Genomic DNA, 19,759 nt, shown 5'->3' with positions numbered 1-19,759 from the left:
TTTACGCTTATCAAATTGTAGGTAAATCCTATTTAATACGCTTTTTCTAGTACTCTGCTTTTCTTCTTAAATGCATTGATCTTTTTTCTACCGTATTTAGTCTTTAACGTACTTGGCCTTTTAAAGACCTTTTTGCTGTTACGTTTTTTAAATTGCACACTACAATCAAAATTTAGCTCTCCTTCTTTGTCTGCCAGTGCAGGCAGTCTTCTCTTATCTTGAGGTGTAACAAAAGATAGCGCATATCCTTCAGCTCCAGCGCGTGCAGTTCTACCTATACGATGAATATAGTCAGCTTGCGATTGTGGTGCATCATAATTGATAACATGTTGAATGTGGGGAATATCAAGGCCGCGAGAAGCAACATCTGTTGCAACCATGATTTGATTACGGCCACGACGAAAAGAATTAATGACCCTTTCGCGCTTGTGCTGCCTTAAATCACCATGAATTGCTAAAGCGCTATAGTCATCTTTGTGCAATCTGTTAGCTAGCTGATCCGCTCCTCGCTTTGTTTTGACAAAGATAATGATTGATCCTTCGCGCTGACATAGTTGTGTAACAAGCTTTTCATATTTTTCTGATTCTGATGCATAAACAATTTCTTGCTTAATTTTTACAGAAGTTGTAGCCTCACAATCAACAGAAATACGTTCTGGTCGATTAAGGTACTTCTCAGCAAGTTTTACTATATCTCCAGGAAGAGTTGCAGAAAACATAAGAGTCTGCCGTATTTTTGGCAGATATTTCATGATCTCTTCAATTTGAATTCCAAAGCCCATATCAAACATACGATCCGTTTCATCAAGCACAAGAACGCTAACATTGCGAGTAATCAAAGTTTTACGCCCAATATGGTCTATAATACGACCAGGAGTACCTATTACAATTTGTGGTTTTTTCTGAAGTTGATTTAGCTGCCTAAAAATAGGCTCACCACCAATCAACAAAGCGACCCTTAGTGCAGAATTTTGAAATAAGAGTTTTCTTATCTCATTTGTTACCTGATGCGCAAGCTCCCTGGTTGGCACAACGACTAAAGCTGAACCAGTGTTAGGCTCATTCAGCAACTTAGCAACCAACGGAATAGCAAATGCCAAAGTTTTTCCAGTTCCTGTTTGAGCAGATCCGAGAATATCTTTACCCTGCAGGGCTAAAGGGATCGCTTGTATTTGAATTGGGGTCGGGACAAAAAGATTATTTTTATCTAGAGCTTGTGTAAGCGAAACTGGGAGACCCATCTCATGAAAATTATTCACAATACGTTAATCCTATTAAAAGACTTCATAATAGATTAATCTTCCAATCTTAAATTTATTGCAGATTTTTTATCTTCTCCGTTTCTACCGCGCTCCTCTTTAACCTCATAACTCACCCTTTCCCCTTTTATTCCTTTCTCTTTATTCTCTCCTTTAAGTGCCTCAGGCCTTATTCCTGAACGTTCCAACGTGCTAATATGTACAAAAACGTCACCCCCTTTACCTTCTGGCTTGATGAAACCATAGCCTTTTTCGGCATTAAACCATTTTACATTACCAAATTCCATTTAAACAACTCCTAAATTATTAACTAACATTACTAATGTGATGAAAAACTTTGAAATTACGATTGAGAATGCTTTAAGCTTAGCTATTGAAACTAAACCTTTATACTCCATAGTCTATTCTTAACATTACATGACAATAATACACAATTGTTGTACTTGATGCAAATAAATTTTTTAATCGTTAAGCGAACCTGCAACCGTCATTTCGCTAACTTTAATCGTTGGTGAATTAAATTGCCCACAAAAAGTTAGATCATCTGCAACGACTAAATTGCTAAACATATCCTTCAAATTGCTAGCAATGGTAATCTCATGTATTGGATACGTTATTTTTCCATTTTCTATAAAAAATCCGGAAGCGCCTTGGCTGTAATCGCCATTGATTAAATTGACACCAAAACCAAATAAATCAGTTACATATATTCCCTCTTTCACTTCCTGAATTAATTCTTCAAACGATACATTACCATTCTCAATATAGAGGTTACTAGCTGCAGGAATAACTGCAGCATTACTTGCACGAGTTGCACTTCCGGTTGTTTCTGAGTCTAATTTTCTAACCGAGTATAAGTCTAAAATCCAATTTTGTAATATTCCGTTTTTTACAAATATATTTTTTTTGCTAGTTATCCCTTCTCCGTCAAATGGTCTCGATGCTATGCATCTTGGCAACAATGGATCATCAATAATGTTAATTCTATCATTGAAAATCTGAGCGTTTAAACTACCCCTCAAGAAAGAACTGTTGCTTATAATACTGCTCCCATTTATAGCAGAAGCAAAACTTTTTACTAGCCCTTTTGCTGCTCTTTTTTCAAAAATAACTGGAAATTTGCCAGTTTTAATTGTACGTGAATTCAATTGATCAACTGCTCTTTTTGCTGCTTCTTTTCCTATTAACTCTGGCAACTTTAAATCACTAAAATTACATGCTATATCATAATCGTAACCAACCTTCATTTCACTTTCTCTTCCAGCAACAACAGAGACCCAATTAGCAAAGGTTGATTTACTAAATGAGCCAATAAAACCAGAAACAGTCGATAATACTGTATTCACTAAAGCGTATGAAGAAGAGGCTCCTTCAGAATTAGTGATACTCTTATGTGCAAGGGCTGAATTTTCTGCAGCTTCAGCAATTTCTTTTAGGTTATCAACGGTTACAACATTATTATCTGAGATACTTAAATCTGCAGAAGAGGTATAATTACTACCATTTACAGCAAAATTAATGCAAGGATCTTCTGGCGCATTCTTTGCCATTTCTACCACTTGGCTTACCGTATCACTAAGATTATTCAAATCGTTTGTAGAAATATACGCAGCTTTGTTTTTACCTGCTATAGCTCTGATTCCTACAGTGCAATTTTTAGATTGTGATATTTGCTCAATTTTTGATAGACGCTGAGAAACTGAAGTCTTATTAGTTTCATATATTGTAACTTCCGCGTCTTGATTCTGCTTTTTTATTAATTTAGTGATATCTGCTGCAATATTTAATATATTCATTTTCTATTCCTTAGATTTTTATAAAGACTCTGCACCACCTATCACTTCAATTAAATCAGTTGTAATTGCTGCTTGACGAGAACGATTATAAAGCAATGCTAGTTTGTTCAGCATCTCTTTAGTGTTTCTGTTTGCTGATTCCATGGCAACCATCCTAGCACTATTCTCACTTGTTGCACTTTCAAGCAAAGCAGAGTAAAGAGCAATTACAACGTAATCTTGAACCAAAGATTTTAAAATAAATTCAATATTTTGTGGTTCATACTCGTAGCCGTAATCTGTTGTTGGACCAGCCAGAGAGTTGTCAATCAAGGATGAGTCTTCACTCCATGGTTTTATTGTTTCCAACATTGGCTTTTGCGTGAAGGTATTATAGAATTTACTATAAAAAACTTTAACTTTATCGTATTTACTTAGATCTATACCACCAACCAAAGCTTCTACGTGCTTTAACGTGATTCCCTTACTATTTTCAATTTTTAAGATACTTTTAGAGTCAAATCTATTTTTACCTACATCAAAAGCTTTTTTACCAAGAAATACAATATCTACTTTTTTGCCATTTGCGATTGACTTATTTACACGCTCTTGACTAAATTTGACAATAGAAGAGTTAAAGTTGCCGCACAAGCCACGATCAGACGCAACAATGAATACTAGGTAAGAACCGTCGTTACTGACATTTAGAATTTTTGCCAGTAATTCTTGATCAACTGATAGCATTAATGAAGAAATAATGTTATGCAGCTTAGATACATATAATTTTGAATTTAATAACTTCTTTTGGCTTTGTAACAACTTTGCTGCAGAAACCATTTGCATTATTTTCGTGGTTTTCTGTACAGACCTAATATTCTTAATTCTTAAGGATAATTCCTTTAAGCTCTTCATTTTGTATACAACCCTGATTTATTAAAATATATAACTGTTAGTGTCTAAAAGCAAGTTTTTTTGACATTAAAACCAAGTCTAGCTAAGAAACTTGCAGGTTTATTGTTTGGAGATAAGGATTATATTAAGAAAGTGCTCTAACTTCAGCAATATCAATGTGAAAGTAGCCTAATGGTAATTTCTACACTTTGTGGAATTTTATAATATATAATAAACACAATTAAAACTATTACAACTTGAACACTTATGATCCCATTGTTCTAGTTCCCTGTTACAATTTTTACATTTCCAGCCTGGATCAGGCAAAGCTTCTGAGCCCATCTTGTTTAGCCAATAAATTACCTTGTCGTGTTCTTGCAATGTAACCTTAAGTTGTATTACAACAAAGTAGATTGACATGTAATTAGCTTTTTTCATAGCAGTGTCTAAATATTGACTTGCAAGATCATATTTACCTGAACTCATTGAGGACAAAGCAAGTAAACAGTAACTAAAATAATAATCAGGGCGTAAGTTGTATAGTCTTTCAGCACCTTTACTATTTAAATTGATGTACATTTTAGCTGACTGAGGAGTAGGATTTACTGTATACTCTGCCTCTAGCACTGCAGAAACTTTTCTGATTTTTCCAAGTTTAATATATAATTCTGCCTTTAAATAATTGATGGGCTGAAAAATTGCACTATAACGTTGTGCTCTAAATAAAGATTTTATAGCCTCCTTAAAATTTCCTTTACTTTCATATTGCTTTGCTAAAGCGCAATAAAACACTGCAAACATTTCTTTATGATCAAAGGGGAGAAAAATATTGGACTTAACTGCTTCCTTCAACCTCAAAATTGCATTAATCCAATCTTCTTTCAATATGCAATGCTCTATTTGAAAGGGAATAGATAGCATTTTATCATTAATTGAACTAGAGCAATATTCTATAAATTTTTGAAAGACTACTTTTTCTTGTTTGAGGTGGACAATCAGCTTATTGGCTAGAAGTAGAGCTAAGTTACGATTTTTATTTGCAATATTTGTTAAACCGTTACTGAAAAAGCTGTAATTTCCCGTCTTACCTGAGTTAAAGAGCTTTATTAAAGACAACCTATCGCTCTCCTCACTCAGACTTTTAACTAGCTTTTGGGCATTCTCTATATTGTCTAAGTCTATGCTAAAGAAAGCTTCAAAGAGAAGCAATTCTTCCCTATCCCTTCTTCTATTTCTTATGTTGGCAAATGTTGATGAAATGGAGGAAAAAAAGCGTACAAGTGTAATTAATAAAAATAATAAAACTACACAAGTAAAAATAATGAAATATAGATCAATACTTATAGTGTAATTGCCTAATTCCAATTTTATTACTTCACCACTTACCTTGACCCATATACCAAATAAAAACGAAAAAGCGAAAATTATAAAATAAATCATGAGATATATTGTAACAAGTGATGATATATTGTTGAAATATTCTTAGAAGCTACAATAAAACCATTCAATTTATTCAGCCATGGCTTGAATTCTGAATGCGTTAAATTGCTTGCTGTAACAGTTATATTTTGCCAATCATTATCATTTATTGACTCCTCAATTTCTGGGAATTTTGCCCTTAATGGGTCATTTTTATTTTGTATTCTAATCCAGTTTGAAATGATTTTTTTAGACAATGTACTTTTATTGTAGTTAATAACAGCAATAGTCTTCTCAAAAGATAACTTCAACTCACGTAAAGTATCTACCTCTTTCAAACTTTCCAATTCATTTACTGCATTTTCTATCTCTGGATCATCAAGCTCTGATATCAAAGGCTTTATTGAATTTATATGGTTATCAAATTTTGCTTCTCGCAATAACGAATTCTTCATTTTAACCACAAGTAATAGCAATTTTGCAAGGTTCTTACATCTTGAGTTATTATCACCTTGCTCACATTGAGTATGCTGACTTCTCTTGAGGTCAAATATCTTTTTTTCTATTCTAGATTGATTAACTTCAAGCAACATTCTAAATTCATCCATGTTTTCCGTTAAAGCTTTCACATTGTTTTCACTCTCTTGCTGATTTATTTTTAAAAAGTTTATGTTATTTATTGTGATGTAACCGGTAAATAACAATACAATTAAGAACCAACCTATGTACTTTTGCTGAGTATTATTCATAACGTAGTATCTCCGCAGGATCTTGTGCAGCTGCCCGCAACGCAGGAGCAATTGTCGCTAAAAATGATAAGAATAACGCAAGTGCAGAAATATTTACTACGTCTTGGGGTACTAATATCACTGGCAAACTTGAAAAAAAGTATATCATAGGATCAAACAGCTTGACGTTAGTAATGTTTTCTAAAAACACTCTAATACTTTCGATATTGAGAGAAAAAACGACACCTATAATACAGCCAAGACAAGTTCCCGTAAAACCGATTAATAGACCACAAGCACAAAATGTGCGCATAATGCTTCCACTTGTTGCACCAAATGTGCGCATAATTGCAATCGCGGATTTCTTTTCTTGCACTATCATCATTAAATTTGAGATAATATTAAACGCTGCTACAACTATAATCAAAGTAAGAATTAAAAACATCACATTTCTTTCAGTTTTTAAAGCACTAAAATAATGGCTTTGCTGTGATTGCCAACTCTCAGCTTCCATTCCTATTTCTTTTTCTATAGCATCTGCCAGCTTATCAGCTCTAGTAACGTCGTCTACAAGTACTTCTATATTTTTTATGCTATTTTTATAATTAAAAAAGGCTTGTGCTGATTTTAGAGGCATATATATCAAGGTATTATCATACTCAAACATACCCATATCAAATATTGCTATAACTTTATATTTTTTCATTCGCGGCATTTCACCAAGTAATGCATCAAATTCTTCAGATGATATAAACGTAATTTCGTCGCCATAGTCAATGTTCAAAGCTTCTGCCAATCGTGCTCCTATTATTACCCCTTCATCAAATTTTTTTACATCACCTATAATTACATTATTTGTAACGGCAGTACTATCAAGCAAATCTTTAGTTGATACACCTCGCACTACGCTACCTGCAATTTTACCATTTGCTACAATAATAACTTGATCATTGGTCATAGGAGTAGCTTTTAATATACCAGGAATTCTCTCAATAGATTTTGAAACTGCGTAGTAATCTGAATTTATGTTCCTATCAAAATAAACGTTAATATGGCCATCAATGCCAAGTATTGAGTCAAGCAACCTTGCTCTGAATCCGTTCATCACAGACATCACCACTATTAGTGTTGCAACTCCAAGGGCAATGCCGATAATAGAGAACAAAGTCATTGTAGAGCAAAATCTGGCATTTTTCGCTCGCAAATAGCAAGCAGCCATAGTAATTTCAAAGGCAATGGACATTACAAAATATTTTGAGGTTAAACATTATATTTTTGAAACTTCATATAATTGTAGACTTTTCTTTATTTGAAAACTAGAGATTTTTGCTTCCTTAAATTTAGCAGGCTTATAGAATATATTCAATACCTTAACACACAGCTATACGAACATTTGTTTTTGTTAAGGTAATTCATACAGTAAATGGTGTCATGCCAGTGCTTGACACTGGCATCTACCGTCTTAAACATCAAGATAAGAATTATTGTTTTTTATCATAGTATTTAAACAAATGATGATTTTTCTCATTACAGCAACTAAAGCGACTTTGCCAGAGTCAACTAAACGCTGCTTTCATTTTTTTATTATGACGCATTGCAACCACAGCAGACATGTATAATGCTTTTCGAGCATAAAATCTGCCACCTATGATCTGGGCTTTGCTCACTTTCCTTCCGCTTTCACTAGTTTTTGGTGCAACTCCAACTAGACAAGCTATTTCCTTATTATCTAACCTGCTAACCTCTATGAGTAGGATACTTGCGGTTTTCCGTCCAACACCTTTATAGCTAGTTAGCAGTTTGCTTTTTTTCTTCAAATCAGGATCAGAGTTTATTATATCTTCTATGTCTTGCCTAATTTGCTCTAATTGTTTTTTTGCAAATTCTATCTGTTTTTCTATATATTCCCTGGCTTTTCCTGTAACCTTATGCAAACGACACTTATTTGCGTGAACTTCATCGTTTAGATTGCGCTCAACTGCTCTTAGCTCTTTTAGTTCTTCTTGCTTTTGTGAAACTATGTATTCTACTACCTCGTCATTTTTTGTGATAAATTCAGCATATTTTTCTAGTAATTTTGCATCTAATTTATCTGTTTTTGCAAAGTGGTTGCAGGCTTTTGCAAATGCATATACCCGATTTGGGTGAGCTCTGTGAACAGCTATGTTATACAACTTTGTGACAAGTTTTTCATAACCACCTGTTTACACATAACTTAACAAATACGTTAGCCATTTTTGACTTTATAAACTCAGATATAGCTGTCTCTACATTTTCTATACGCTGATGTTTATTGTTGATTGAGATATCAAGTGTTTCTTTTGAAACATCAATACCAATGAAAACTGTTCTAGCCATTTTTGTACCTAGAAACGCGAATTCTGGATTAAGGAAGGAAGTATAGGAAATAGAAGGCTTTTTGGATTTGATGGAATAGGAGATGAGAGTAGAAAAGATATGAACCAAGAAATCAACAGGGGATCTATGGCGAGTGTGTTCAATTTCTAGTCTATTTTTTAGGTAACCAAAAACAGTCTCAATGATAGACCTTTTTCTCAGTAAAATCTTCTCATTTAGCGAAATTAATGTATTTTTCATACCTTTTTTCACCTTGGTAACAAGTTTCAAACCTCGGTCAAACAGCTTCTGAAAAAGCTCTTTTGCAATATAACCTTTGTCACCAAACAAAAGGCCGGTTAATTTTTCCGTCAAATTTGGCACAGGTATCCTATCATCAACATTGCCTTTTGTTAGCGTAAGTGCATGAATTTCACCATTTTCATTGATTACCATATGTAATTTGAAACCAAAAAACCAGCCGTAAGTACTCTTGCTTAATTTTGCAATTCCAGCAAAAACTTTGTTTTTGGATATTCTTTTTGCATGACAAACTGCAATGGGAGTTGTGTCTATATATGAAATTCCAGTGTTTTCTGACTGTCCACAAAGCCAATGCAACAACATTGCTAAATGCCACAAAACCCTAGGCTTTAGAGCAACAAACCTGGTATATGAAGGCAACTTTGGAAACTCTGATTTGTAGAGCAACGTTAGGTAATGTAGATAGAAAGTTTTGAAATTTTTACACGGAGATTGTTGATATAGCAGGATTATTGTCATGATTTCAAAGTGCTCAATTTCCGTTGTTCTTGTGGGTTTTTTACCATTTGGCAGTAGTTTGCCTGCAAAATTTTTCTCTATATCTCTGCAAAAATCATCGACCAAACAAAACAGTTTTGTTATGTCTTCCATGGGTAACCTCATCTATTTTTTTATAATTGCTGAGTTTACCCTGTTTTCTGCCTTTTCTATTCTCCTTTAATCCAGAATTCGCGTCTTATAAGCTAGCAACACTGATTTATTATTTCCTTTATTATATATGCAGCCATAATCGTTACACTTTAGACTTTTATCTGAGTTATTGTATTTTTTATGATTCAAAATTTGGTTCTGCCCATTTTGCTTCGCCCATGTTTTGACAACAAAGTTCCTATTTTTCCTGGTGAGAGAATATAGTAAGTTATCACTTTCTTTTACAGCAACATTATCAGCATTTATTAGTATGTCGGGGGTTTTATATGCGGTGCTAAAGCAAATACCCAGCACAATAAAGAAAATTCCGAAGAAACGCCAATTTCTTTCCCACAAGCACAGCCACAATAAACCAAGTGTTATTATAATAATTGATGATGCAGGAAAAGTGCGAATGGGAATAACCAAATACTGAAGACTAGCGATAGCGTTTGTTATATACAAAATGCTGTCAATTGGGCGTTCTATAAGTGGCGCTATAATCCATTCAATACCGAAAGGAATCAACAAAACATAGATTATTCCAAGTGGAATAATAATTAATGTAACTATTGGTATAGCAACTAAATTTGTGATAATGCCACTAATTGAAAAATAATTAAAATTGTATATCGTGTACGGAACAGTTGCTAAACTTGCTATTACTGAGCTAATCATTATCGACACAAAATATTTCATTATTTTTATTTTGAACAATTTATTAGCATTAATTTGATAACTGGCAACCAGTGCCAAAACAGCAGAAAATGACATCTGAAAGCCAGGCTTTAAAATTACTTCTGGTTCTATGATAAGTATCACTGCAGCAGCAAACGCAATTGCTATTAACCCTCGATATTTTCTCTCTATCATTATTGCAACGAGTACTAAAATCACCATGATGTAGGCACGCTGAGCAGAAATTTGCATACCGGTAATCAACAAATAGAACGTGGTTGGCAAGATAGTAAGAAATGCAGATATTTTCTTGGTGTTATACTTAAGAGTCAAAGTTTCAGATATTGCGAATAAATTACGAAACACTATAAAAAACAGACCAGCAACAAATGATAAATGCAAACCAGATATGGCAAACAAATGTGCTATACCTGAATCTCGTATCGCGTCCATAGTTTTTTGATCTATGCCATCTTTTTTACCGATCAGTAATGCAGAGATTATATCCGCATGTGGTTTTTTGATATTTTGCTGCAGGTTTTCATAAATGTATTGACGGAAAGATTCTATATACTCTAGAAATTGCCTTGCTTCAGCCTTTTTGTGTAGGGCTATTTTGCTTGTTGCAAAACCTGTTGCACTTATTTTCTGGTAATATGCTATTCTTGCAAAATCGTATGCATACTCCGAAGGCGCAATCTTTAGAGGGAAGAGTTTTGCTGATAATTTTACTTGATCGCCTATTTTAATGCCTTTTTCCACTTTGGTTCTAACTGATATTCTGATGTTATCTAGAGCTCTATCCGGTGTCATTCCAGCGCGTGACGCTGGAATCCATATCTTTTTTTTCTGGATCCCAGTATCAAGTACTGGGATGACAAAAGGGGGCACTGGGATAACAGGAGAGGATTTTGAGATAGTAGGGGATTTTTCAACAGAAAGCAGAAATTGTTTATATGAGCCCCTGTCGTTAATATCCTTCACTGTGGCAACGATATCTTTTACATATCTCTCTTTATCAAGAATTTGAGTATCAACTAAAGCTGTTCTTAATTTACTAGCTGTAAATCCTATGAGCACTGCAATTAAAGCGATACACAATATCGCGTACCTTTTATACAATATTGCAATCAAAATTAGTGTGGGTAAAAGCAAAAGAAAAATAGATATGCAGCTTGGTTCAAAACTTAGGGAAAAATAGGTTAAAATTCCTGCACACTGAAAAACAGGAAGCCACAGTATCAAGTTATATTTTTCATTATGACGTATATAACTAACTATTATGTCGAGAAAAGTTACAACCATGGGGTGATTTTGTTCTTTTATTTTCTATTATTGTATATATAATAACTAAATAAACAACGACGCGGGATGGAGCAGCTCGGTAGCTCGTCAGGCTCATAACCTGAAGGCCGTAGGTTCAAATCCTACTCCCGCAACCATTTTCCAACTGTGCGAATATTGTGGTTTCAGGTAGAAACTACTTGACACCCTTCGCCAGCCCCCTTATCATGAAACTGAAGCTATATTATTTAACTTCCCAATCTGTGCAAGTTAAAACGACAAGAAGACTTGTATTTGGCGTACTATTGTTTAATTTTTGCACTATATGCATACTATGTCTTTATAAAAATTTTGGGTTTTTACCCACGTAAGCTGAAAAGCGCTTATAAAGCGTTTAAGACATCACCCAACGTCAAATTTTAAAATAAAGAGAGGAATAACTAGCTACTCCGGAGATTCTTTGTCTTTTTTTCTGCTTGGTAAATTTTTTAAACATTTAAACTAAGGTGAGTTGCATTTAAAAGCAGCTAAATTGCAGCGTTTAAGACTTAAAAAACGCCAATACTGAAAATAGATAGTAATCGGGGCTTCTTTTGCCTTTTTTTTATTTGGTAAATTTCTTAACGTTTTTAGCTAACATGAACAAACATTTAAGAGTAACTTCTGCTAGTAACACTAATGTGGAAAGTGTTGAGGATAGGCAACAAAAATGCTTATATAAAAAATTATTGCTCAAAATGGGAAAACCATGAACAAAGAGCATAACTAAACTACTAATGACTGCTGAGTGAACTTAAGATCCAATACAGACTGCTTAGCCTTTAACACTTGCTCTTCACCATGAACAATGCGTTGATAGATAATTTCTAACTCTCCCTTTGAACGCGAATTCTGGATTAAAGGAGAATAGAAAAGGCAGAAAACAGGGTAAACTCAGCAATTATAAAAAAATAGATGAGGTTACCCATGGAAGATATAACAAAACTGTTTTGTTTGGTCGATGATTTTTGCAGAGATATAGAGAAAAATTTTGCAGGCAAACTACTGCCAAATGGTAAAAAACCCACAAGAACAACGGAAATTGAGCACTCTGAAATCATGACAATAATCCTGCTATATCAACAATCTCCGTGTAAAAATTTCAAAACTTTCTATCTACATTACCTAACGTTGCTCTACAAATCAGAGTTTCCAAAGTTGCCTTCATATACCAGGTTTGTTGCTCTAAAGCCTAGGGTTTTGTGGCATTTAGCAATGTTGTTGCATTGGCTTTGTGGACAGTCAGAAAACACTGGAATTTCATATATAGACACAACTCCCATTGCAGTTTGTCATGCAAAAAGAATATCCAAAAACAAAGTTTTTGCTGGAATTGCAAAATTAAGCAAGAGTACTTACGGCTGGTTTTTTGGTTTCAAATTACATATGGTAATCAATGAAAATGGTGAAATTCATGCACTTACGCTAACAAAAGGCAATGTTGATGATAGGATACCTGTGCCAAATTTGACGGAAAAATTAACCGGCCTTTTGTTTGGTGACAAAGGTTATATTGCAAAAGAGCTTTTTCAGAAGCTGTTTGACCGAGGTTTGAAACTTGTTACCAAGGTGAAAAAAGGTATGAAAAATACATTAATTTCGCTAAATGAGAAGATTTTACTGAGAAAAAGGTCTATCATTGAGACTGTTTTTGGTTACCTAAAAAATAGACTAGAAATTGAACACACTCGCCATAGATCCCCTGTTGATTTCTTGGTTCATATCTTTTCTACTCTCATCTCCTATTCCATCAAATCCAAAAAGCCTTCTATTTCCTATACTTCCTTCCTTAATCCAGAATTTGCGTTAATTTAATTAACTATGAGCTGGATAAATTGGAAAATAAATTTTGTTTACTTTTACAATACCTTAAGATCTAATATCACTTTATCAGTCAAAAGTATCACAATAGGCTAGTATGTTCTTTACTCTTTTCTTAAAAATATTACCTATTTATATTACGATATTTATTGGTTATTTAGCAGGAAAATGTCTTAAAATTGATAGAAACACTATATCTCAAATACTCTTTTATATAGCTAATCCAATAGTGATTTTATATGGAGTTTCTCATACAGAAGTTAATTTAAAAGTAATTTCTCTGCCGATTTTGATATGGTTTATAGGTAGCACTATGTCCTTATCAGTGTATTATCTTTCTTCTTTTTTATTTAAGGATAACACGAGAAACATATTAGCATTTAGCTCAGGCAGCACAAGTATGGGTTATTTTGGCCTGCCGATTGCCATGGCTTTATTTGATGAAGATTCAGTATCTGTATATGTTGTTTGTTATATAGGAATGGCGCTATTTGAAAACAGCTTAGGATTTTACATAGCTGCAAATGGTATTTATACCGCAAAAGAATGCATATTAAAGTTGTTCAAACTTCCTTCGCTTTATGCGATGGTTCTGGGCTTCTTTTTAAGTATATACGATATACAGATACCTACTTTTTTAACAGATGTTATGATGAATATTAGAAGTACATTTGTCACATTAGGAATGGTGCTACTTGGAGTGAGCATTGCGAATATTACAAGCTTTAAAGTAGATTGGAAGCTTGCTTTGATCACTATTACAGCAAAGTACGTATTCTGGCCACTGTTTGTTTTAGGAATTGTCCTTTTAGACAAGCATGTTATAGGTATATACGATGAGAGCATATATAAAGCACTGATGTTGCTAGCTATTATTCCAGTTTCTGGGTCCAGTATAATACTTGCTAATATCTTGAATTATCAACCAGATAAAGCTACTCTGTTGCTTCTAATCAGTACTGCAGTGGGACTGTTTTATGTTCCACTAATAATATCATTATTTTTTACTAAACTTGTTCCTTTTTGATCAAAAAATTAAGCGCTTGCACAACCATTATTTGGGTAACAACACAAGACATTGATAAAACTTGAATTTATAGCTAAAGCAACTTCTACAATTTGGTAACCCGTCATCCCGCTACTAGTTAGCGCCGCGGCGGTAAATTGACCTTACCCAGAAAAAGTAGAGAGAAAGTTAAGACGTTTTTGGAGTAAAATAAAACGTTTTTTCAAAATATGACAAATAGAAGAGAATATACAGCAGAATTCAAATTAGAAGCTGTTAAGCTGGTTAAAGAAACAGGTCAAGCAAGTACAAAAATAGCAAAAGATCTAGGTATAGATGGCAGTATGTTAAGTAAGAAAATATGATGAAAAAATGTCTGGAGCATACGCATTTCCAGGCAAAGGCTCCTTATGACAAAGAAAGATTTGATCTAAAAAAAGAACTAACAAGAGAAAGAGACATTTTAAAAAAAGCCCTGGGCAAAGAAAAAGAGTAAAGTATTCTTTTATATAGAAATTGCTATAAAACACAGGAACTATGTAGGGTTTTGTGCTGGTGGTATGGGGTGCTAAGGAAAAAAGCAGTAAAGAATTAGCAAAAGAAGGGCTTCTAGCAGATATTCAAAAAATACATCAAGCTTCTAAATGCAGATATGGAGCCCCTAAAATTCACGCTGAATTAAAAGCTTTAGGCAAAAATTAAAACAGTACAAAGTGTTATGCAAGAAAATGGCATTAAAGCCAAGCTTAGACGAAAGTTCAAAAATAAAAAACAGCAAATAAGCAACCGAGTTGTGGCTCCGAACACATTGGATCAAAATTTTACTACTGATCAGCCAAATAAAGTTTGGGATTACCTACATAAAAACTAAAGAAGGTTGTTGGCGGCAATAATTGACCTATATTCACGCATGGTGGTTAATGAGTAACATGATAATTAGTTATAAGATTCTTTATTGATGGCCGTTGATAAACGCAAACCCGATAAAAATCTGCTGTTACATAGCGATCAAGGGTCACAGTATACCTCTCAAAATTACCAATTTCTATTGAATACAAAAAACATCATTTCCAGCATGAGCCATAAGGGCTGTTGTTACGATAACTCTGTTGCAGAAAAGTTCACTTAAAAGGGAGCTGCTTATTGATACTTCTCGCTCAACAAACCAGAACTGCCATATTTGAATACATAGAAATCTTTTATAACAAATAACGTAGACATTCTACTATTAACTATTGCATTCCTGCACAATTTATTCTTATGATAAAAACGCGAATTCTGGATTAAGGAAGGAAGTATAGGAAATAGAAGGCTTTTTGGATTTGATGGAATAGGAGATGAGAGTAGAAAAGATATGAACCAAGAAATCAACAGGGGATCTATGGCGAGTGTGTTCAATTTCTAGTCTATTTTTTAGGTAACCAAAAACAGTCTCAATGATAGACCTTTTTCTCAGTAAAATCTTCTCATTTAGCGAAATTAATGTATTTTTCATACCTTTTTTCACCTTGGTAACAAGTTTCAAACCTCGGTCAAACAGCTTCTGAAAAAGCTCTTTTGCAATATAACCTTTGTCACCAAACAAAAGGCCGGTTAATTTTTCCGTCAAATTTGGCACAGGTATCCTATCATCAACATTGCCTTTTGTTAGCGTAAGTGCATGAATTTCACCATTTTCATTGATTACCATATGTAATTTGAAACCAAAAAACCAGCCGTAAGTACTCTTGCTTAATTTTGCAATTCCAGCAAAAACTTTGTTTTTGGATATTCTTTTTGCATGACAAACTGCAATGGGAGTTGTGTCTATATATGAAATTCCAGTGTTTTCTGACTGTCCACAAAGCCAATGCAACAACATTGCTAAATGCCACAAAACCCTAGGCTTTAGAGCAACAAACCTGGTATATGAAGGCAACTTTGGAAACTCTGATTTGTAGAGCAACGTTAGGTAATGTAGATAGAAAGTTTTGAAATTTTTACACGGAGATTGTTGATATAGCAGGATTATTGTCATGATTTCAAAGTGCTCAATTTCCGTTGTTCTTGTGGGTTTTTTACCATTTGGCAGTAGTTTGCCTGCAAAATTTTTCTCTATATCTCTGCAAAAATCATCGACCAAACAAAACAGTTTTGTTATGTCTTCCATGGGTAACCTCATCTATTTTTTTATAACTGCTGAGTTTACCCTGTTTTCTGCCTTTTCTATTCTCCTTTAATCCAGAATTCGCGTTGGAATGACAAAGGAGAGCAGTGTCAGCTACTTGGATGACACCTTTTTTCTACTTAGTGTGGGTTATACAAGAAGTCTATTGTATGGCTATTGCTGGTCGTATATTACTTATAGCTTATCTATTCAAATTGCAACTTTGTTTTTCATAATTAATTATTGACAGAAATTATTAATTGGGTTATTATTAAATTATCGTTAACAAGTGAGGCAAAGAAATGATGATATCCAATAATTCTTCATTGCTAAAAGATAGTCAGGAGCTTACTAAAACTAAGCAGACTATATGGAAACCTTTAATTGCTGTTTCATTATTATCTATATTTAGTTTCATATCTGGTCAATATCTTCCTTATGTTATTATAGCAGTTTCTGGTTCTAGTCCTATTGCAGCAGTTCCTTTAGCAATTTTTGCTGTTTCTACGGCTGTTGCATTGATTTCAAAAATATATCTCATTAGACTGGCCGTTTCTAGAGCTGACAATAAGAAAGAAGAACCACAAAAATTTGTGTGTGAAAATTGTACTAATCTGGAGAATAAATCAAGTGTGCCTACTCCTACACCGCCTCCAGTAACATTGGGTACACAACCAAATCCAAGTGTCAGTGTACCACCACCGCCACCGCCACCACCTCCTCCATTGCCACAAGATGCTGCACTACCACCTCCACCTCCGCATTTTTTTACAGCTTCCAAGCGTACGGAGCAACCTAAGAATGATGCACCGAAGAAGGCTGGTGAACCTGAGAATAATAATCATTCTACTCTGTTTGAACAGATAAGAGGAGGCACTACGTTAAAAAGAGTGAGCAGCAACAAAATTTTACAAATGAATTGAAAGCAAAATTGGAAAGTAGTGGGGGCACTGACAAAAAAGAAACACCAGAAGAGTTTGCTGCAAGAATAGATAGGGAGCAAGCAGAGAGAAAGAAGTTGGATGATAATGATTCAGATTGGACAAAGAGACTTAAGGAGAGAGTAGCAGTCATGCAATTCTCAGATAGTGAAAGTGAGCATTCTGATTCTATTAGCGATTCAGATTGGACTACAGATGAAAGCAAAGACAAACAGAAAGAGATAGAGCAGGAAAAAGAGGAGCAGACAAAACACACAAATTCCCCATCAAGCAAGGAAGAAGGAAGCGGGGGTCTTGACAGTGGTATAGGATCTAGAGCCACATCTCCGTTATATTTTGAACAAAAGACAGAGGAGCCACCAAGTTCGCATGTTAATTCATCTTCTATAGCACAAGTAAAGAGTGTTAACCCAGTGGATAATAAGGTGCAAGATTTATCTATTCCTCCTATCGAGGACCACGCAAAATTTTCTGCTTCAAAGGGAGGTGTTCCACGCTCTTCTTAAAATAAGTTTACCTACAGGTCTGACTGTATTAAGATTACTTAATACAATCAGATCTATTATATGCGTTTATCCAAATATTACCTACCAACTCTAAAGGAAAAGCCTGCCCATGCTAAAATTATCTCCCATCAATATTCTTTACGTGCAGGTTTAATAAAGCAGATAGCATCTGGCATTTATTCCTGGTTACCACTTGGTCTCTTAGTGCTTAAGAATATTGAAGATATTATCAGAGATGAAATGAACAAATCCGGTGCTATTGAAGCATTAATGCCTTGTGTGCAACCAGCAAGTCTTTGGCGAGAATCAGGGCGTTACGATGATTACGGTAAGGAAATGCTACGCATAAAGGATAGGCATGAGGAAGATATGCTTTTTGGTCCAACGCACGAGGAGGTGGCAACTGATTTAATTAGAGATGTGGTAAAAAGTTACAAAGATTTGCCACTTTGTTTATACCAAATTCAATGGAAATTCCGTGATGAGGTAAGACCACGTTATGGTGTTATGAGGGGCAGGGAATTTTTGATGAAGGATGCATACAGTTTTGATGTAGATTACGAAGGTGCACTGAATTCATATAATTTGATGTACAAAGCTTACATAAAAATCTTCAAACGCATGGGACTTACCCCAATTGGAGTGAGAGCTGATACGGGGCCAATTGGAGGAAATTTGAGCCACGAGTTTCATATATTGGCAAACACTGGTGAGAGCACTTTATATTATGACAATAAATTTTCTGAACTACTAGAGAGTGAAGATATTGAAAGTTTAAAGATTATATATGCAGTTGCAGATGATATGCATGATCCTGAGACTTGCCCTATATCACAAGAACAGTTAAATGTTAGTAAGGGTATTGAAATAGGGCATATTTTTTATTTTGGTGATAAATATTCGAAGCCTATGAAGGCAAGTGTTACTTCTCAAGATGGAAAAAATGTCAATATACATATGGGTTCGTATGGCATTGGAGTTTCAAGGCTTGTCGGTGCAATAATAGAAGCTTTTCATGATGATAAAGGAATTATCTGGCCAGAATCGGTGGCTCCTTTCAGAATTGGTTTAATCAATTTACAAATGAAAGTAACGGAGGCTGCAGATAAAATATATAAAGCTTTGAAAAGTGATGAAGTGCTTTACGATGACACGGAAGGAAGTGTAGGAGTAAAATTTTCTAGAATGGATCTGATAGGCTTGCCGTGGCAAATAATTGTCGGAAAAAAGGCAATAGATGAAAAGATAGTTGAAGTAAAAAATAGAGCAACTGGAGAGGTAAAGGAAATGCAGATTGAGGAAGCAATAAATCACTTTAGCACAAAATGATACACGGTATCGGCACTGACATAGTATATATACCAAGAGTATCGAGGATATTACAAAAATACGGGGAAAAATTTCTCAATAGAATCTACACTGAAAAAGAAATAGAGCTAAGTAGAAAGTATAATAGTCAAGAAATGCGAGCAAGGTATTTCGCTAAGCGCTTTGCAGCAAAGGAGGCTTTTGTTAAAGCACGAGGTAGTGGTCAGGGTATTATAATGAAAGATATAGAAATATACAATGATGTAAGAGGCAAGCCATATCTTACCGTTAGCAAGGATTTTATCTCCAAAATTCATCTTTCTCTGAGTGACGATGGAGATTACGCTACTGCATTTGTTATAATTTGCGTCTATAGCTCACACAGATAAAGTTTACTCTTTTGTCATCTTATGGCTTACTGTATGAACATTCATTTTTAAAGGTAAACTGTACAGCAAATGGTGTCATTCCAGTGCCCAGACACTGGTTTCTGCAATCTCACCGAAAACGTTTTTCTATGCTAGTTTGCTTGCTCACAAGCAAACTTTCCTAGGTCTCAGACTGGGATGACATCTTTGTTGTGTTTAACAAAAACAAATGTTCGTACAGTTGTGGAATGAATCGCAGTATAGCTATAGCATACACAAATAACTAAAAAAACATAGCG

Annotated in this window: 16 protein-coding genes, 1 tRNA gene and 3 pseudogenes; 9 read left to right on the top strand and 11 right to left on the bottom strand. The window is 34.5% G+C overall.

The annotated features are described in order from the left end of the window. Positions 1-32: 32 nt before the first annotated feature. The 10 genes and pseudogenes from OPR17_RS01375 to OPR17_RS01330 all read right to left on the bottom strand — a co-directional run bounded on the left by OPR17_RS01375 (position 33) and on the right by OPR17_RS01330 (position 11,346). Complete coding sequence (locus tag OPR17_RS01375; RefSeq protein ID WP_265021844.1) at positions 33-1,259, bottom strand: DEAD/DEAH box helicase; 1,227 nt, start codon at positions 1,257-1,259, stop codon at positions 33-35. A 35-nt stretch (positions 1,260-1,294) separates the two neighbouring features. Next, the gene (locus OPR17_RS01370) at positions 1,295-1,546 is read right to left on the bottom strand and encodes a cold-shock protein (RefSeq protein ID WP_006279919.1); all 252 of its coding nucleotides are present in this window, start codon (positions 1,544-1,546) and stop codon (positions 1,295-1,297) included. A gap of 174 nt (positions 1,547-1,720) precedes the next feature. Continuing rightward, positions 1,721-3,055, bottom strand: coding sequence for a TldD/PmbA family protein (locus tag OPR17_RS01365; RefSeq protein WP_265021843.1), 1,335 nt, complete (start codon positions 3,053-3,055; stop codon positions 1,721-1,723). Positions 3,056-3,073: 18 nt separating this feature from the next. Then, positions 3,074-3,946, bottom strand: a complete 873-nt coding sequence (atpG, locus tag OPR17_RS01360) for an ATP synthase F1 subunit gamma (RefSeq protein ID WP_265021842.1) — start codon at positions 3,944-3,946, stop codon at positions 3,074-3,076. 198 nt (positions 3,947-4,144) lie between these two features. Beyond that, positions 4,145-5,365, bottom strand: coding sequence for a heme biosynthesis protein HemY (locus OPR17_RS01355; RefSeq protein ID WP_265021841.1), 1,221 nt, complete (start codon positions 5,363-5,365; stop codon positions 4,145-4,147). After that, positions 5,362-6,093, bottom strand: a complete 732-nt coding sequence (locus tag OPR17_RS01350) for a hypothetical protein (protein WP_265021840.1) — start codon at positions 6,091-6,093, stop codon at positions 5,362-5,364. Before OPR17_RS01350 ends, OPR17_RS01355 begins: the two co-directional genes overlap by 4 nt. Continuing rightward, the gene (locus OPR17_RS01345) at positions 6,086-7,315 is read right to left on the bottom strand and encodes a lipoprotein-releasing ABC transporter permease subunit (RefSeq protein ID WP_265021839.1); all 1,230 of its coding nucleotides are present in this window, start codon (positions 7,313-7,315) and stop codon (positions 6,086-6,088) included. Before OPR17_RS01345 ends, OPR17_RS01350 begins: the two co-directional genes overlap by 8 nt. Positions 7,316-7,534: 219 nt before the next feature. Beyond that, positions 7,535-8,430, bottom strand: a pseudogene (locus OPR17_RS01340) (IS110 family transposase). A 30-nt stretch (positions 8,431-8,460) separates the two neighbouring features. After that, positions 8,461-9,324 (bottom strand): annotated as a pseudogene (locus OPR17_RS01335) (IS982 family transposase); the annotation flags it as partial. Between the two features lie 66 nt (positions 9,325-9,390). Continuing rightward, positions 9,391-11,346 (bottom strand): ComEC/Rec2 family competence protein, encoded by a 1,956-nt coding sequence (locus tag OPR17_RS01330; RefSeq protein ID WP_265021837.1) that lies wholly within the window; start codon positions 11,344-11,346, stop codon positions 9,391-9,393. 60 nt (positions 11,347-11,406) lie between these two features. Here OPR17_RS01330 and OPR17_RS01325 point away from each other — a divergent pair. The 5 genes and pseudogenes from OPR17_RS01325 to OPR17_RS07575 all read left to right on the top strand — a co-directional run bounded on the left by OPR17_RS01325 (position 11,407) and on the right by OPR17_RS07575 (position 15,403). Further along, positions 11,407-11,483, top strand: a tRNA-Met gene (locus tag OPR17_RS01325). Positions 11,484-12,203: 720 nt separating this feature from the next. Then, entirely contained in the window at positions 12,204-12,329 is a 126-nt protein-coding gene (locus OPR17_RS01320; RefSeq protein WP_265021836.1) for a hypothetical protein, read from the top strand. Further along, complete coding sequence (locus OPR17_RS01315; protein WP_265021835.1) at positions 12,292-13,179, top strand: IS982 family transposase; 888 nt, start codon at positions 12,292-12,294, stop codon at positions 13,177-13,179. Before OPR17_RS01320 ends, OPR17_RS01315 begins: the two co-directional genes overlap by 38 nt. 103 nt (positions 13,180-13,282) lie before the next feature. Further along, the gene (locus OPR17_RS01310; protein WP_265021834.1) at positions 13,283-14,212 is read left to right on the top strand and encodes an AEC family transporter; all 930 of its coding nucleotides are present in this window, start codon (positions 13,283-13,285) and stop codon (positions 14,210-14,212) included. 209 nt (positions 14,213-14,421) lie between these two features. Next, positions 14,422-15,403: pseudogene (locus tag OPR17_RS07575) on the top strand (IS3 family transposase). Between the two features lie 46 nt (positions 15,404-15,449). Here OPR17_RS07575 and OPR17_RS01290 read toward each other — a convergent pair. Further along, positions 15,450-16,340 (bottom strand): IS982 family transposase, encoded by an 891-nt coding sequence (locus OPR17_RS01290; RefSeq protein ID WP_265021831.1) that lies wholly within the window; start codon positions 16,338-16,340, stop codon positions 15,450-15,452. Between the two features lie 299 nt (positions 16,341-16,639). On the opposite strand from OPR17_RS01290, the gene OPR17_RS01285 reads away from it, so the two are divergent. The 4 genes from OPR17_RS01285 to OPR17_RS01270 are packed head-to-tail and all read left to right on the top strand — an operon-like array spanning position 16,640 to position 19,481. After that, entirely contained in the window at positions 16,640-17,260 is a 621-nt protein-coding gene (locus tag OPR17_RS01285; protein ID WP_265021830.1) for a hypothetical protein, read from the top strand. A gap of 8 nt (positions 17,261-17,268) precedes the next feature. After that, positions 17,269-17,784 carry a hypothetical protein gene (locus OPR17_RS01280; RefSeq protein WP_265021829.1) on the top strand — a complete coding sequence of 172 codons (516 nt, stop codon included), beginning with the start codon at positions 17,269-17,271 and terminating at the stop codon, positions 17,782-17,784. Between the two features lie 60 nt (positions 17,785-17,844). Then, complete coding sequence (proS, locus tag OPR17_RS01275; RefSeq protein WP_265021828.1) at positions 17,845-19,113, top strand: proline--tRNA ligase; 1,269 nt, start codon at positions 17,845-17,847, stop codon at positions 19,111-19,113. Then, positions 19,110-19,481 carry a holo-[acyl-carrier-protein] synthase gene (locus tag OPR17_RS01270; protein WP_182320717.1) on the top strand — a complete coding sequence of 124 codons (372 nt, stop codon included), beginning with the start codon at positions 19,110-19,112 and terminating at the stop codon, positions 19,479-19,481. Before proS ends, OPR17_RS01270 begins: the two co-directional genes overlap by 4 nt. Positions 19,482-19,759: the final 278 nt, after the last annotated feature.

Origin of the sequence: Wolbachia endosymbiont (group A) of Icerya purchasi, from assembly GCF_947251635.1 — a bacterium.
GTDB lineage: Bacteria > Pseudomonadota > Alphaproteobacteria > Rickettsiales > Anaplasmataceae > Wolbachia > Wolbachia pipientis.
This window is presented reverse-complemented; position numbering and strand designations above follow the sequence as displayed.

Excerpts from the sequence above, each read along its gene's own strand:
- OPR17_RS01370 (WP_006279919.1), bottom strand. The coding sequence starts at position 1,546 with ATGGAATTTGGTAATGTAAAATGGTTTAATGCCGAAAAAGGCTATGGT.
- OPR17_RS01365 (WP_265021843.1), bottom strand. The coding sequence starts at position 3,055 with ATGAATATATTAAATATTGCAGCAGATATCACTAAATTAATAAAAAAG.
- atpG (WP_265021842.1), bottom strand. The coding sequence starts at position 3,946 with ATGAAGAGCTTAAAGGAATTATCCTTAAGAATTAAGAATATTAGGTCT.
- OPR17_RS01355 (WP_265021841.1), bottom strand. The coding sequence starts at position 5,365 with ATGATTTATTTTATAATTTTCGCTTTTTCGTTTTTATTTGGTATATGG.
- OPR17_RS01350 (WP_265021840.1), bottom strand. The coding sequence starts at position 6,093 with ATGAATAATACTCAGCAAAAGTACATAGGTTGGTTCTTAATTGTATTG.
- OPR17_RS01345 (WP_265021839.1), bottom strand. The coding sequence starts at position 7,315 with ATGTCCATTGCCTTTGAAATTACTATGGCTGCTTGCTATTTGCGAGCG.
- OPR17_RS01330 (WP_265021837.1), bottom strand. The coding sequence starts at position 11,346 with ATGGTTGTAACTTTTCTCGACATAATAGTTAGTTATATACGTCATAAT.
- OPR17_RS01315 (WP_265021835.1), top strand. The coding sequence starts at position 12,292 with ATGGAAGATATAACAAAACTGTTTTGTTTGGTCGATGATTTTTGCAGA.
- OPR17_RS01310 (WP_265021834.1), top strand. The coding sequence starts at position 13,283 with ATGTTCTTTACTCTTTTCTTAAAAATATTACCTATTTATATTACGATA.
- OPR17_RS01290 (WP_265021831.1), bottom strand. The coding sequence starts at position 16,340 with ATGGAAGACATAACAAAACTGTTTTGTTTGGTCGATGATTTTTGCAGA.
- OPR17_RS01285 (WP_265021830.1), top strand. The coding sequence starts at position 16,640 with ATGATGATATCCAATAATTCTTCATTGCTAAAAGATAGTCAGGAGCTT.
- proS (WP_265021828.1), top strand. The coding sequence starts at position 17,845 with ATGCGTTTATCCAAATATTACCTACCAACTCTAAAGGAAAAGCCTGCC.
- OPR17_RS01270 (WP_182320717.1), top strand. The coding sequence starts at position 19,110 with ATGATACACGGTATCGGCACTGACATAGTATATATACCAAGAGTATCG.